General features: G+C 74.6%; 16 protein-coding genes and 1 pseudogene. 12 read left to right on the forward strand and 5 right to left on the reverse strand.

The features are described from left to right. The first annotated feature begins 228 nt into the window (after nucleotides 1-228). The 7 genes and pseudogenes from ACQPYN_RS05535 to ACQPYN_RS05565 all read left to right on the forward strand — a co-directional run bounded on the left by ACQPYN_RS05535 (nucleotide 229) and on the right by ACQPYN_RS05565 (nucleotide 6,850). The gene (locus tag ACQPYN_RS05535; protein ID WP_274192056.1) at nucleotides 229-753 is read left to right on the forward strand and encodes a (2Fe-2S)-binding protein; all 525 of its coding nucleotides are present in this window, start codon (nucleotides 229-231) and stop codon (nucleotides 751-753) included. Then, on the forward strand, nucleotides 753-3,242 hold the full coding sequence (locus tag ACQPYN_RS05540) for a xanthine dehydrogenase family protein molybdopterin-binding subunit (RefSeq protein ID WP_433034433.1): 2,490 nt from the start codon (nucleotides 753-755) through the stop codon (nucleotides 3,240-3,242). The genes ACQPYN_RS05535 and ACQPYN_RS05540 overlap by 1 nt, the downstream gene beginning before the upstream one ends. Beyond that, complete coding sequence (locus ACQPYN_RS05545; protein ID WP_433034435.1) at nucleotides 3,239-4,090, forward strand: FAD binding domain-containing protein; 852 nt, start codon at nucleotides 3,239-3,241, stop codon at nucleotides 4,088-4,090. Before ACQPYN_RS05540 ends, ACQPYN_RS05545 begins: the two co-directional genes overlap by 4 nt. A 106-nt stretch (nucleotides 4,091-4,196) precedes the next feature. Further along, the gene (locus ACQPYN_RS05550) at nucleotides 4,197-5,069 is read left to right on the forward strand and encodes an SRPBCC family protein (RefSeq protein WP_328301897.1); all 873 of its coding nucleotides are present in this window, start codon (nucleotides 4,197-4,199) and stop codon (nucleotides 5,067-5,069) included. 98 nt (nucleotides 5,070-5,167) lie between these two features. Further along, nucleotides 5,168-5,374, forward strand: a pseudogene (locus ACQPYN_RS05555) (P1 family peptidase); the annotation flags it as partial. Between the two features lie 116 nt (nucleotides 5,375-5,490). After that, the gene (locus ACQPYN_RS05560; protein WP_433034437.1) at nucleotides 5,491-6,171 is read left to right on the forward strand and encodes a P1 family peptidase; all 681 of its coding nucleotides are present in this window, start codon (nucleotides 5,491-5,493) and stop codon (nucleotides 6,169-6,171) included. 16 nt (nucleotides 6,172-6,187) lie between these two features. Then, nucleotides 6,188-6,850, forward strand: a complete 663-nt coding sequence (locus ACQPYN_RS05565) for a helix-turn-helix domain-containing protein (protein WP_433034439.1) — start codon at nucleotides 6,188-6,190, stop codon at nucleotides 6,848-6,850. On the opposite strand, the gene ACQPYN_RS05570 is transcribed toward ACQPYN_RS05565, so the two are convergent. Beyond that, nucleotides 6,839-7,234 carry a VOC family protein gene (locus tag ACQPYN_RS05570; protein WP_433034441.1) on the reverse strand — a complete coding sequence of 132 codons (396 nt, stop codon included), beginning with the start codon at nucleotides 7,232-7,234 and terminating at the stop codon, nucleotides 6,839-6,841. The two genes, ACQPYN_RS05565 and ACQPYN_RS05570, sit on opposite strands and share 12 nt — an antisense overlap. Before the next feature lie 61 nt (nucleotides 7,235-7,295). Between ACQPYN_RS05570 and ACQPYN_RS05575 the strand changes: the two genes are divergently transcribed. Further along, nucleotides 7,296-8,198 carry a DNA-3-methyladenine glycosylase family protein gene (locus ACQPYN_RS05575; protein ID WP_433034443.1) on the forward strand — a complete coding sequence of 301 codons (903 nt, stop codon included), beginning with the start codon at nucleotides 7,296-7,298 and terminating at the stop codon, nucleotides 8,196-8,198. A gap of 26 nt (nucleotides 8,199-8,224) precedes the next feature. Next, nucleotides 8,225-8,686: a hypothetical protein gene (locus ACQPYN_RS05580; RefSeq protein ID WP_433034445.1), complete on the forward strand. Its 462-nt coding sequence runs from the start codon at nucleotides 8,225-8,227 to the stop codon at nucleotides 8,684-8,686. A gap of 21 nt (nucleotides 8,687-8,707) precedes the next feature. Here ACQPYN_RS05580 and ACQPYN_RS05585 read toward each other — a convergent pair whose 3' ends face one another. The 4 genes from ACQPYN_RS05585 to ACQPYN_RS05600 form a co-directional block, all read right to left on the reverse strand. Next, nucleotides 8,708-9,184, reverse strand: coding sequence for a methylated-DNA--[protein]-cysteine S-methyltransferase (locus tag ACQPYN_RS05585; RefSeq protein WP_433034447.1), 477 nt, complete (start codon nucleotides 9,182-9,184; stop codon nucleotides 8,708-8,710). A 37-nt stretch (nucleotides 9,185-9,221) separates the two neighbouring features. Beyond that, complete coding sequence (locus ACQPYN_RS05590; protein ID WP_433038746.1) at nucleotides 9,222-9,518, reverse strand: MoaD/ThiS family protein; 297 nt, start codon at nucleotides 9,516-9,518, stop codon at nucleotides 9,222-9,224. After that, nucleotides 9,518-10,606, reverse strand: coding sequence for a GTP 3',8-cyclase MoaA (gene moaA, locus ACQPYN_RS05595; RefSeq protein ID WP_274192066.1), 1,089 nt, complete (start codon nucleotides 10,604-10,606; stop codon nucleotides 9,518-9,520). The genes ACQPYN_RS05590 and moaA overlap by 1 nt, the downstream gene beginning before the upstream one ends. Nucleotides 10,607-10,814: 208 nt before the next feature. Next, nucleotides 10,815-11,429 carry a TetR/AcrR family transcriptional regulator gene (locus tag ACQPYN_RS05600; RefSeq protein ID WP_433034450.1) on the reverse strand — a complete coding sequence of 205 codons (615 nt, stop codon included), beginning with the start codon at nucleotides 11,427-11,429 and terminating at the stop codon, nucleotides 10,815-10,817. A gap of 45 nt (nucleotides 11,430-11,474) precedes the next feature. On the opposite strand from ACQPYN_RS05600, the gene ACQPYN_RS05605 reads away from it, so the two are divergent. The 3 genes from ACQPYN_RS05605 (at nucleotide 11,475) to ACQPYN_RS05615 (ending at nucleotide 13,711) form a co-directional block, all read left to right on the forward strand. Next, nucleotides 11,475-12,095, forward strand: a complete 621-nt coding sequence (locus tag ACQPYN_RS05605; protein WP_433034452.1) for an NAD(P)-dependent oxidoreductase — start codon at nucleotides 11,475-11,477, stop codon at nucleotides 12,093-12,095. A gap of 78 nt (nucleotides 12,096-12,173) precedes the next feature. After that, entirely contained in the window at nucleotides 12,174-13,226 is a 1,053-nt protein-coding gene (locus ACQPYN_RS05610) for an efflux RND transporter periplasmic adaptor subunit (protein ID WP_433034454.1), read from the forward strand. Further along, nucleotides 13,223-13,711, forward strand: a complete 489-nt coding sequence (locus ACQPYN_RS05615; protein ID WP_433034456.1) for a hypothetical protein — start codon at nucleotides 13,223-13,225, stop codon at nucleotides 13,709-13,711. Before ACQPYN_RS05610 ends, ACQPYN_RS05615 begins: the two co-directional genes overlap by 4 nt. The last annotated feature ends 10 nt before the right edge of the window (nucleotides 13,712-13,721 follow it).

Below are 13,721 nucleotides of genomic sequence, written 5' to 3' on the forward strand. Positions count from 1 at the left end.
TACAGGTCAGTAACCACTCCGACCTGGGCATTCGGGTAGGCGACCCGCCCCCTGAGTGGATGTTGCGCCGCCCGGTGGTCGGCGGTGTGATGTGTCCGCCACCACGCCGGAGATGGGGGCACAGGCGCGCGCGAAGTCGGCGGGCGTCGTTCACACCACCACCACGTCCTCGGTCTCGACGTCCGGGCTCCGGTGCCACGTCGTTCGACCGAGTGAGGAGTGAGGTCCATGGCACGCATCCGGACCACCGTCGACGGCCTCGTCTACGAGGACGACGTCGAGCCGCGCATGTTGCTCGTCCAGTACCTGCGTGAACGGCTCGGCAAGACGGGCACGGTGATCGGCTGCGACACGAGCAACTGCGGGGCGTGCACCGTTCACCTCGACGGGATGAGCGTGAAGTCCTGCTCGGTGCTGGCCGTCCAGGCCAACGGTGCCGAGGTGCTCACGATCGAGGGCCTCGAGCGGGACGGCCAGCTGCACCCCGTGCAGCAGGCCTTCCACGACAACCACGCACTGCAGTGCGGTTACTGCACGCCCGGCATGATCATGCAGTCGATCGACCTGCTCGGTGACAACCCCGACCCCACCGAGCACGAGGTCCGCGAGGGCATCGAGGGCAACCTCTGCCGTTGCACCGGCTACCAGAACATCGTGCGCGCCGTCCAGGACGCCGCCACGAAGATGAAGCCGGGGGCCGCCCCGACCGCCGAGGCCGGCGCCAAGCAGACCGTGGCCGGCGGGGGCGCCTGATGACCACCACCGAGAACCCGGCGGACGCACCGGTCAAGGAGATCGGGCGCGACCGCCGCCGCAAGGAGGACCGCCGGCTCATCACCGGGCGGACCCAGTGGACCGACAACAAGGCCCTCACCGGCCTGCTGCACATCGCGATGGTCCGCAGCCCGTTCGCGCACGCGACGATCAAGGGCATCGACACCTCGGCGGCCAAGCAGCTGCCGGGCATCGTCGGCGTCTACACGGCCGCCGACATCGGCGCCGACCAGGTGCAGCTCCCCTGCGCGTGGCCGGTCACGAAGGACATGCGCTCGCCCCAGCGTCCCGCGCTGGCCGGCACCCGGGTGAACTTCGCCGGTGAGGGTGTCGCCGTGGTCGTGGCGCGCAGCGCGGCGATCGCCAAGGACGCCGCCGAGCTGGTCGAGGTCGACTACGACGAGCTCGAGCCGGTCCTGGACATGGAGGAGGCGCTGAAGGACGGCGCCACCCTCGTGCACCCGGAGCTGGGCACGAACTCGAACGCCCAGTGGGTGTTCGACTCGGGCGAGGCGGGCTCCGGCGGCAACGCGACGGAGGCCATCAGCAAGGCGGAGTCGGACGACGACCAGATCGTGGTCCGTCGCCGCTTCCGCCAGCAGCGCCTCGTGCCGGTGTTCATGGAGCCCCGCTCCACGGTCGTCGACCCCACGGGCGAGCAGCTCGTCATGTGGTCCTCGACCCAGGTGCCGCACATCCTCAAGACGATGCTCGCGCTGACCCTCGGCCTGCCCGAGCACAAGATCCGCGTCATCGCGCCGGACGTCGGCGGCGGCTTCGGCGGCAAGATCGCCGTGGCCCCCGAGGAGGTCGTCACCCTGCTGGTGGCCCAGAAGCTGGGCAAGCCGGTCAAGTGGACCGAGACCCGCTCGGAGTCCCTGCTCACGGCCCACCACGGCCGTGACCAGATCCAGGACCTGACGATGTCGGTCACCAAGGACGGCACGATCACCGGCCTGGACGTGAAGCTCCTGGCCGACATGGGCGCCTACCTCGGCCTCGTCGGACCGGGCGTGCCGATCCTCGGCGCGTTCATGTTCAACGCGATCTACAAGATCCCGTCCTACCGGTTCGACTGCACCAACGTCTTCACCACCAAGACGCTCACCGACGCCTACCGCGGCGCCGGACGTCCGGAGGCCACCTTCGGCATCGAGCGCCTGATGGACGAGGTCGCCCTGGAGCTCGGCATGGAGCCGATGGAGTTCCGGAAGAAGAACTGGATCAAGCACGACGAGTTCCCGTTCACGACGGTCAGCACGCTGACCTACGACACGGGTAACTACGAGGCCGCGACCGACCAGGCCATGCAGATGTTCGACTACGACGGTCTGCGCAAGGAGCAGGCGGAGCGCCGCAAGCGGGGCGACGTCAAGCAGCTCGGCATCGGCATCTCGACGTTCACCGAGATGTGCGGCCTCGCGCCCTCGCGCGTCCTCGGCTCGCTCGACTACGGCGCCGGTGGCTGGGAGACCGCGGCCATCCGGATGCTGCCCACGGGCAAGGTCGAGGTCGTCGTCGGCGTCAGCCCGCACGGCCAGGGCCACGAGACCGCGTTCTCGCAGATCGTCGCCGACCAGCTCGGCGTCGGCTTCGACGACGTCGAGATCCTCCACGGCGACACCCAGTCGTCCTACCGGGGTCTCGACACCTACGGCTCGCGCTCGCTCGCGGTCGGCGGCATCGCCGTCGTCAAGGCGGCCGAGAAGGTCATCGAGAAGGCCAAGCCGATCGCCGCGCACATGCTCGAGGCGTCCGAGGGCGACCTCGAGTTCTCGGCCGGCAAGTTCTCGGTCAAGGGCACCGACAAGGGTGTGGGCATCCAGGACATCGCGCTCGCGGTGTTCGCCGCCCACGACTACCCGGAGGGCATCGAGCCCGACATCGACGCCCACGCGACGTTCGACCCGGAGAACTTCTCGTTCCCGCACGGCACGCACCTCTGCGCCGTCGAGGTCGACACCGAGACCGGGTTCGTCTCGATGTACAAGTACGTCTGCGTCGACGACGTCGGCAACGTGATCAACCCGCTGATCGTCGAGGGGCAGGTCCACGGTGGCCTGGCGCAGGGCATCGCCCAGGCCCTCTACGAGGAGGCCGCGTACGACGACCAGGGCACGCTGCTCTCGGGCACGCTGGTCGACTACACGCTGCCGAGCGCGGCGGACCTGATCAGCTTCGACACCGCGAACACCACCACCGCGTCGACCACCAACCCGCTCGGGGTCAAGGGCGTCGGCGAGGCGGGCACGATCGCCTCCACCCCGGCGGTCGTGAACTCGGTGCTCGACGCGATCCGGCACCTCGGCGTCAAGGACATCGACATGCCGACCACCCCCTACCGCGTCTGGAGCGCCATCCAGAACGCCTCGGGGACCTCCGGTCGCGCCGACGAGGCGAACGTCGCCTCGCCGGGTGCCGGTCTCGGCTCCACCGCCCGTGACATGCCCGAGGGAGGCAACCTGTGATCCCGGCCCAGTTCGACTACGTCCGGCCCACCACGGTCGAGGAGGCGCTGCAGGCCCTGCGCGACGGCGGCGACGACGCCAAGCTCCTCGCCGGCGGCCAGAGCCTGCTACCGGTGCTGCGGCTGCGCATGGCCGACCCGTCGCTGATCATCGACCTCGGGGGCATCCCGGAGCTGCGGGGCGTCCGCGAGGACGGCAACGAGGTCGTCGTGGGAGCCATGACGTCGCACCACGACGTCACCCGTGACGACATCCTGCGCCAGCACGTCGCCCTCATCCAGGAGGCGACGAAGACGGTGGCCGACCCGCAGGTGCGCCACCGCGGCACCCTCGGCGGGGCCCTCGCCCACGCCGACCCGGCCGGCGACCTCGCCGCGCCGGCGCTGGCCCTCGAGGCGAAGTTCGTCATCGCGGGGGCCGACGGCACCCGCACCGTGGCGGCGGCGGACTTCTTCGAGGACTACTTCGCCACCGCGATCGGCGAGGGCGAGCTCCTCACCGAGATCCGTTTCCCGAAGTACACGGGATGGGGAGCGCGGTACGAGAAGTTCAACCGGGTCGCCCAGGCCTGGTCGATCGTGGCCGTGGCCGCGACGATCAAGGTCGACGGGGGCACGATCTCCGATGCCCGTATCGGGCTGACCAACATGGCGGGCACCCCGGTGCGCGCCACGGCCGTCGAGTCGGCACTGGTCGGTCAGAGCGCCACCGAGGACAATGTGCGCAAGGCCGCCCAGGCGGCCGCCGAGGGCACCAGCCCCACCGCGGACGCGGACGCCGGTACCGACTACCGCGAGCACCTCGCCAGGGTGCTCACGGGTCGGGCCGTCCTCGCCGCCGCGGGCTGAGTCCTCCGCGGTCCCACCCGTCCGACGATCCGATCGTCGCGACGTCCCGGCCCGCCCCCGCAGCAGCGGGGGCGGGCCGCCGTCGTGATCGCACAGGAGGTACCGAGTGAAGCTGGAGAACGAGTTCACCGTCCCGGTGGACATCGACACCGTGTTCGACGCCCTGAACGACCCGGAGAAGGTCACTCCGTGCTTCCCGGGCGCCACCCTCGACTCGCGCGACGGCGACGACTTCACCGGCACGGTGAAGGTGAAGCTCGGCCCGATCTCGATGACCTACAAGGGCAAGGGCACGTTCGTCGAGCGTGACAAGACCAACCACAAGGTCGTCGTCGACGCCCAGGGCCGCGACTCGCGCGGCAACGGCACCGCGTCGGCCAAGGCCACGCTGACGATGACCGACGACGGCGGCAAGACCAAGGTCAACGTCCTCACCGAGATGCAGGTGACGGGCAAGCCGGCCCAGTTCGGGCGCGGCGTCATGGCCGACGTCGGCGACAAGATCCTCGGGCAGTTCGCGTCCTGCCTCGCCGACGAGTTCGGCAGCAGCACGTCCGGCGGCCCCGCGGCCGCCACGGTGACCGGCACCGACACCGGGTCCACCGGCGGCAACGGCACCGGCCCCGCGCCGGAGGCCGTGGCCTCGGGCGACGCCGCGCCGGTCACCGGCCCGCCGGCGCCCGCCCCGGTCTCCTCCGGTTCGGGGGCGCCCGCCGCGGCCGCGATGCCGACCACGGTGGCCGAGGCCGCCAAGGGCGACTCGGGCGCCAAGCCCGGTGCGTCGGTCGGCGGGGCCGCGAGCGGCTCCGGTCAGGCCGCCGCGCAGCCGAGCCAGCCGCGTCGCCAGCAGGTCGAGGCGATCGACCTGCTCGACAGCTCGCGGGACGCCGTGCTCAAGCGGCTCGTCCCCGTGGGCGTCGGCGCGGGCGTGCTCGCCGCGATCATCGCGATCATCCTGGTGGTCCGCGGGCGCTCGTAGGCGTTCTCCCCCTGCGCGAAGGGCACCTTCGGCCGCTCTACGCGGCCGAAGGTGCCCTTCGCGCGTTCGGGGTGGCGCGCTCTGCGAGGCTCGCCGCCATGGTCACGAACACGCTCGTCGACGTCGCGGGTCTGCAGGTCGGGCACGCGGACCTCGAGGGCGAGGGCGCGCTGTCGGGGACGACGGTCGTGCTGCCCGGCCCGGAGGGCGCGGTCGCGGGTGTCGACGTGCGCGGCGGTGGCCCGGGCACCCGCGAGACCGACGCGCTCGACCCGCGCACGCTCGTCGAGCGCGTCCACGCCGTGGTGCTCACCGGCGGGAGCGCGTACGGGCTCGCCGCCGCCTCCGGGGTGGCCGACGCGCTCGGGGCGGCCGGACGCGGCTTCCGGTGGGGCCCGGGCCCGGCGAGGTGGTGCCCGTCGTGCCTGCCGCTGTGGTGTTCGACCTCGGTCGCGGAGGCCGGTTCGCGGCCCGCCCGACCGCGGAGACCGGCGCGCAGGCCCTCGGCGCGTGCTCGGACGCCCCGCCGGCCCAGGGTGCCGTCGGCGCCGGTCGCGGCACGCTCATCGGCGGGCTCAAGGGCGGCATCGGCTCCGCGTCGACCGTGCTCCCCGACGGCACGACGGTCGCGGCCCTCGTGGTCGCGAACGCCGCCGGGTCCGCGGTGGACCCGTCGACCGGCGAGCTGTGGGGCGTCCGCCACCTGCTGCCCGGCGACGCCGAGCCGCCGACCCTGCCCGCCGACCGGACCGCGCTGCTGGCCGCCCTGCGCGCGGCCGCGGCCCCGCCGACGCTCAACACCACCATCGGCGTCATCGCCACCGACGCCGGGCTGAGCGTCGCGCAGTGCGCCAAGCTCGCCGCCGTCGGCCACGACGGCCTCGCGCGGGCCGTGCACCCCGTCCACGGGATGACCGACGGCGACACGATCTTCGGGCTCTCCACCACGGCGCGCCCCGCCCCGGACCTCGCCGGACTCCAGGAGATCCTCATCGCGGGCGCCGGGTGCGTCACGCGCGCCGTCGTCCACGCCGTCCTGGCCGCGCGCTCCGTCGAGACCCCCGCCGGGTCCTGGCGCGCGTATCGCGACCTCGTCGGCTGAGGGGCACCATGGACCCGTGGAGGGCTACCGCGAGCGGCCGGTCGGGCCCGGGATGGTGCTCTGGGCGAGCGACGGCGGCGCGACGACGATCCTGCCCGACGGCTGCCTCGACCTGATCTGGAACGGCCGCGCGCTGGTCGTCGCCGGCCCCGACGCCGGCGCCCGCCACCACGACGGCGGCGGCGCCCGCCACGTCGGCCTGCGCTTCTCCCACGGGCGCGGTCCGACGAGCCTGGGTGTGCGCGCCGACGAGCTGCGCGACACCACCGCGCCCCTCGACGTGGTGTGGTCCGACGCCGCCGCCCGTGAGCTCGCCGAGCGCGCGGCCGAGGACCCGGTGCGGGCGTTCCGGGACCTCGCCGGTGCCGTCCCGGCGAGCGACGACCCCTTCGGCGCCCGCGTCTTCACCGCCCTGGCGCGGGGCGCCGACGTCGCCGGGCTCGCGGACGCGCTGGGCACCACCACCCGCACGCTGCACCGGCGCTGCCTGCCGGTGTTCGGCTACGGCCCCCAGCACCTCGGGCGCATCCTGCGCCTGCAGCGCGCGCTGGCCCGGGCCCGTGCGGGCACGCCGTGGGCCGAGGTGGCCGCGGTCGAGGGCTTCGCCGACCAGCCGCACCTCGCGCGGGAGGTCCGCACCCTCGCCGACACCACGCCGACGGAGCTCCTACTGCGGTAGCGCGGCGAAGAGGTCCACCGGCGCCCCGTCGGGGTCGTCGACGACGGCGTAGCGCATGCCCCAGAACGCATCCCACGGCTCGAGCGCGCCGTGGTGGCCGGCCCCGACGAGCTCGGCGTAGAGCGCGTCGACCTCGGCGGGGGAGTCGCACGCGAACGCCACGGAGCGCCGCGGTCCGCCGGTCGGCTCCGTCCAGGACGGGTCGAAGGACCGGACGGTGTCGACGGTGTCGAACGCGAAGCGCAGCCCGCCGGCGAGCTCGACCTCGACGTGGGGCGCGGCGTCGGCCTCGGGCGGCGCGTCGAGGCCGAGGCGGCGGTAGAAGGCGAGCGAGGCGGCCATGTCGGAGACGACGAGCTCGACGACGGCGAGACGCGGAGGCATGGACGACACCGTAGGGATCGCCCGCGGCGCGGGGCTTGGACCGATCGGACACGATGCAGCGGTGTCTGATGTGGAGGTGCAGCGGACGCTCGGCTTCACCGCGCCGCTGTGTCCGGACAACCTGTTCGGACACTTGGCCGCGACGGCCGTGCCCGGCGTCGAGGAGTGGCACGACGGCGCCTACCGCCGCACGCTCGCGCTGCCCGGCGGGCCGGGGGTGGTGGCGCTACGGCCCGGCGACGACGGCATCGACGCCACCCTGACCCTCACCGACCGCGCCGACGCCGACGCGGCCGAGCGGATCGCCCGGCGCCTCCTCGACCTCGACGCCGACCCGGTGGCCGTCGACGACGCCCTGCGCGCCGACCCCGTGCTGGCCCCGCTGGTCGACGCCGCGCCGGGCCGGCGGGTGCCCGGCGCGCCCGACCCCGAGGAGTTCGCGGTGCGCGCGGTCCTCGGCCAGCAGGTGTCCACCGCCGCCGCCCGCACCCACGCCGGCCGTCTCGTGCGCGGGTACGGGACGCCGCTGCCCGAGGGCTTCGCGGGTCCCGGGAGCACGCTCACCCACCTCTTCCCGTCGTCGCCCGCCCTCACGGCCGTCGACCCCGAGGAGCTGGCGATGCCGCGGACGCGACGGCGGACGCTGCTGACGCTCGTGGCCGCCCTCGCCGACGGCGACGTCGTCCTCGACCCGGCCGACGTGCCCGGTTCCCGCGCCGCGCTCGGCGCGCTGCCGGGGATCGGGCCGTGGACCGTCGACTCCGTGGCGATGCGCGCCCTCGGCGACACGGACGCGTTCCTGCCCACCGACCTCGGCATCCGCGTCGCCGCGGAACGCCTCGGGCTGCCGACGAAGGACCGCGACCTCGTCGCCCGCGCCGAGGCCTGGCGCCCGTACCGGGCCTACGCCACGCAGTACCTCTGGGCGGCGCTGGACCACGCCGTCAACGTCATGCCAGGCTGATCACGGCCTCGCCCGAGGAGGTGGCCGTGGCGGCGGACGACGCCCTCTGGAGTGCTCTCGGCCGGGTGGCGGAGACGCCGACCCTGCTCGTGGCCTGCGTCTTCGACGGCGCGCTGGCCGCGGAGGACGGCGACCCCGCGGAGGCGCGCGCCGAGCAGCAGTCCTCCGAGGCGCTCAACGTGCTCATGGCGCTGGGCGACACCACCGTCGCCGTGGTGTCGCACCGGCCGGCCGACGAGGTCGCCGAGCTGATGTTCCTGTCCGGCGCCAAGGGCGGCGCCCGCGTCGTCGCTCCCGAGGACGTCGCGGCGCTGCGCGACGAGGTCGGGGCGACGGCCGTCGTCGCCGTCGGGCTGGTCCCGGGCGGCGAGCCGGGTCCCGGTGACGTGGTGATCGGTGTCGCCGCCGAGGCGCCCTACGAGGTCGAGGACGTCGACGACGTCTGCCTGGTGCTCGAGGAGCTCGCCGGCCTCCGTCGCGGCTACTGACCCGCGTCGTCCTGTCGGGGATCAGAACAGCAGCTGGTCGCGGCCCTCGAGGTCGAGCAGGATGCGCTTGCGCTCCAGCCCGCCCGCATAGCCGGTCAGGCTGCCGTCGGCGCCGACCACGCGGTGACACGGCACGACGATCGCGACGGGGTTGCGGGCCATCGCCCCGCCCACCCGCCGGGCGTCGACGGGCTCGAGGCCCACCGCCGCGGCGAGCTTGCCGTAGCTCACGGTCTCGCCGTAGCCGACCGAGCCCAGGCCGTCGAGCACCCGCCGGTCCCACGCGGGGTGGGCCTCGAGGTCGACGGGGACGGTGAACTCCCGCAGCGTGCCCGCGAAGTAGGCGTCGATCTCGCGGCGGGCGAGGTCCAGGACCTGCTCGGCGGCGGCGTCACGCGGCGCGTCGGACGCCGCGGGGGAGAACCCGAGCAGCGTCAGCCCGCGCGGCGAGGCGTCGAGGTGCAGCGGCCCGAGGGGGGTGTCGTGGACGATGCTCATGTCCTGGAGAACACCGACGTGAGCCGCGGCGTGGCGCTCAGCCGCCGGCGAAGGGCGGGAGGACGTCGACGACCGCGCCCTCGGCGAGGATCAGGGCGCGGTCGCGCACGGCCACCTCGTCGAGCAGGAAGCTCGCGGCGGCGAGCACGCGCGCGAGGGCGTCGCCGTGGTCGGCGGCCAGCGCCGTGATCAGGTCGTCGACGCTGGCGCCGCCGGGGACCGTGACGTCCTCGCTGCGCGTGCCGGCGGCGGCCTTGGCCCCGGCGAAGTAGCGCACGGTGACGCTCACGGGCGGGGCCGTCGTGGCGGTGGTGGGAGCGGTGGGAGCGGTCATCATCCTCCGATCGCACTCATGGGCCGGTCGGGCTGCAGGAACCCGGGCTCGTCGATGCCGTGGCCGGGCTTCTTGCCCCACATGGCCACGCGCCACGCGTCGGCGATCTCCTCGTCGGAGCCGCCGCCGCGCAGGAACCGTCGCAGGTCGTTCTCGGTCTGCGAGAACAGGCAGTTGCGCACCTGGCCGTCGGCGGTGAGCCGCGTGCGGTCGCAGTTGCCGCAGAACGGCCGCGTGACCGAGGCGATCACACCGACCTTGGCCGGGGTGCCGTCGTGCCCGGTCCACCCGTCGACGAGGAAGCGCTCGGCGGGGGCGCCGCCGCGCTCGGCCGGGTCGTCGGAGAGCGTGAACCGTGTGCGCAGCGAGGCGAGGATCTGCTCGGCGGTGATCATGCGGTCGCGCTGCCACGAGTGCCCGGCGTCGAGGGGCATCTGCTCGATGATGCGCAGCTCGTAGCCCTCCTCGAGCGCCCAGGCCAGCAGGTCGGGCGCCTCGTCGTCGTTGAGGCCGGGCATGAGCACCGTATTGATCTTGATGGGGTCGAGGCCGTGCTCGCGGGCGGCCCGCAGTCCGGCGAGGACGTCGTCGAGCCGGTCGCGCCGGGTGATCTCGGCGAAGCGGTCGCGGCGCAGCGTGTCCAGCGAGGCGTTGACCCGGTCCAGCCCGGCGGCCGCGAGACCGGCCGCGCGGCGCGTGAGGCCGAGCGCGTTGGTGGTCACCGACATCTCGGGCCGCGGCGTCAGCGCGGCGGTGGCCGCGACGATGTCCTCCAGGCCCTTGCGCAGGAGGGGCTCACCGCCGGTGAACCGGATCTCCTGCACGCCGAGGCGCTCGACGGCGACACGCACGAGGCGCACGACCTCGTCGTCGGTGAGCGCCTCCTCGCTCGGCATCCACTCCAGGCCCTCGGCGGGCATGCAGTAGGTGCAGCGCAGGTTGCAGCGGTCGGTCAGCGACACCCGCAGATCGGTGGCCACCCGGCCCCAGGAGTCGACCAGACGCGCGTCGTCAGGCCGCCCTGAGGTGTCCGTGGTGGCGGTGGCGGACCCGGGGACGGCCGGCACACCGAGGTCGAGAACGCTCATCACTTCCCACCCTAACCGCGTCGACGACCGCGAGTGGTCGGCGTCTCCGCAGGTCGGAGGCTCTCTCCGCAGATGCGGACACCACATCGCGAGAAGATCGCAGCTGCGGTGGGCGGTGCGGAGAATTGGTCCCGTCGGAGGGCGCACAGTCGGCGCCGGACCGGCCTCTGAGGTCACGGAGTGCCCGGCGGGCCGGACGCGCACACGTCTACGGCGCCCGCAGCCCCCGGACGGCGGCCCGGGCGAGCGCCGCGGCCTCGGCGGCGGCGTCCGGGGAGGGCTCGGTGCCGCGGAAGGCCGTCAGGAACGCCGAGGCCTGGCACGCGCCGAGCAGCAGCAGGGCCGTTGCCCGGGGGTCGGCGTCGGGGTCGATCCGCCCGGCCCGCGCCTCGCGCGCCAGGTAGTCCGCGAGGGCGTCGAACGTGACGTGCGGACCGGTGCCCAGGCGGTCGAGCGCGGCCCGGTGGGCGGCGAGCACCGCAGGCTCGGAGAACACCGAGGCCGCGATCGGGAAGGTCTCGCCGTAGAACGCCAGCGCCTCGAGGGCCACCTCGGCGAGGACCTCCTCGAGGTCGCCGGTGCCGACGCGGTCGGGCAGGCCGTCGAGGACCTCGCCCAGCCTCGAGGGCACCCGTTCGACGAGGACGGCGACGAAGAGCGCCGTCTTGTCGTCGAAGTGCTTGTAGAGCGCGGCCTCGGAGTAGCCCGCCTCACGCGCGATCTCCTTCGTCGTGGCGCGGGCGACGCCGTGCGAGCGCATGACGGCGAGTGCCGCGTCGAGGATGCGCTCGCGCGTCGAGGTGCTTGACCGGGTGCGGGGCACCCCGTCATCCTAGGTTGGTGAGTGCTCACTAACCAAGGAGGGGCCGTGCGGATCGTGGTGTTCGGGGCGTCGGGAGGGACCGGGCGGGAGGTCGTGGCGCAGGCCCTCGCCGAGGGTGACGAGGTGGTGGCCGTGGCCCGCGCGGGCTCGGTGGTGCCGCCCGGGGTGGAGGTGGTGCGGGCCGGCTTCGACGAGCACGGGGTGATCGAGGACGCGGTCCGCGGGGCCGACGTCGTGGTGTCGGCGCTGGGCACGCGGGGGCGCGGGCCGACGAGCGTGTGCACCGACGGGGTGGGCGCGGCGATCGCGGCGATGCGCCGCACCGGGGTCCGCCGGCTCCTCGTGGTGAGCGCGGCCGGGCTTCCCGGCGAGGGCGACGGCCCGCTCCTGCGCCGGCTGGTCAAGCCGGTCCTGCAGTGGGTGCTGCGCGACCACTACGCCGACCTGACGCGGATGGAGGAGATCGTCCGCGCGAGCGGGCTGGACTGGACGATCGTGCGCCCGCCACGGCTCACGGACGGCCCCCGCACCGGCCGCTACCGGCGCGCCCTCGACCGCCACCTCGCCGGCGGGCTCCGGGTGGCCCGCGCCGACGTGGCCACGGAGATCCTGCGCGCGGCCGCCGACCGGGACACCGTCGGGCACCTCGTCGCCATCGCCGACTGACGCCCTGTCGGCCGGCCTGACACGCCCGGGCGATCGGTTCCCCGGACGGGGCGTCGCCGCCCACTACCGTCAGCGACCATGTCCACCGGTCGGCGCCGCCTGGGCTGGCTGCTGCCGACCGTGCTCGTCCTCCTGCTCGTCGCCGGGGTCGCCGGCACCTGGACCCTGCTGCGCCAGCCACAGCTGCTGGCCGGCTCGTCGGCGTCCGTGGTGCCGGTCGTGCGGGCCGACGTCGTCACCGAGGTCCGCGTGCCGGGCGCGGTCCGCAGCGCGGGCGAGTCCGAGGTGTCGTTCGCGGTGAGCGGCGAGGTCACGACCATCCCCGTCGCGCCCGGCACCGTCGTCCGCGCGGGGGACGTGCTCGCCACCCTCGACGACGGGCCGACCCGCGCGCGGGTCAGCGCCGCCCAGGTCGCCGTCGCCACCGACGTCCGCGACCTCCAGACCGCTCGCAGCGCCGTCCCTCCGACACGGCCCTGCTCGGGCGCCTCGAGACCACGGCCGCGCGCGACCGCGCGGAGCTCGCCGAGGCGACCCGCGTCCTCGACGGCACCGTCCTGCGGGCCCCCGCGACGGCACGGTGACCGCCGTCGCCGGGCAGGTCGGCGAGCGTGTGCTCGCCGGCGCACCCACCCCGGACGACGCGCCGGTCCGCCGACCGTTCGTGCGCCTCGCGGATCTCGGCGCCCTCGTCGTCCGCGCCTCGGTGGCCCCCGCGACGTCGCCCGTGTCGCCCCGGGTCAGGCGGCGGCCGCGTCCGTCGACGGGGTCGGCCCGACGGTCTTCGGCGAGGTCGTGGGCGTCGAGCCCGCGCCCGGTCCGGACGGCGCCTACGGCGTCACCGTCGCCACCACCCTCCCTCCGGAGACGATGCGCGTCGGCCAGGCGGCCGACGTCCGCATCCTCGTCAGCCGCGCCGTCGGCGTGCTCGTCGTGCCGCCGTCGGCGGTGCGGCCCACCGGCCCGAACCGCGGCACCGTCCTCACGCCCCCGCCCGACGGCCGGGGCCCGAACCGGCTCGTCACCGTCACCACCGGCATCGCCGACGCGACCTCGATCGAGGTGCGCGAGGGCCTCCGGCTCGGCGACCGCGTGCTGGTCCCGCGCGACGGCGAGGAGCCGCGGCCGTGAGCGGGCGCGACGAGTACGCGGACCACCCCGACTACTCCGACGACCGCCGGGACGACTACCTGCCCGCCGACTACGAGACCGACCCCCGCGGGGAGCCGCTACCGCCGCCCACGCCGGACCGGCGCCGCCGACCACGCCGCTGGGTGATCGGCCTGGCCGTGCTCACGGCGTTCGTCCTCGGGGGCGTCGGCGGGGTGATCGCCGACCGCCACCTCGCCGTCGGCTGCGAGACCTGCGCCCCGCCCGCCGGGGAGGGCACGCCGCTCGTGGGCACGCTCGAGAGCACGTCCGACGGGCTGCTCGCCGTCCGCACCCCCGAGGGGCGGCTGATCGCGGTGCGGACCTCGCCCGCCACGCGTGTCGTCGACCAGGAGCCGCGGCCGGGTCCGGTGACGGCCCTGCCCCGCGGGACGCGCGTGAGCCTCATCGGCGTGCGCGACGTCGACGGCGTCCTCACCGCCCAGACGGTCGGCGTCCCGGGCTGATCCGGGCCTC

This window comes from Actinomycetospora sp. CA-053990 (genome assembly GCF_050948445.1).
Taxonomy (GTDB): Bacteria; Actinomycetota; Actinomycetes; order Mycobacteriales; family Pseudonocardiaceae; genus Actinomycetospora; species Actinomycetospora callitridis.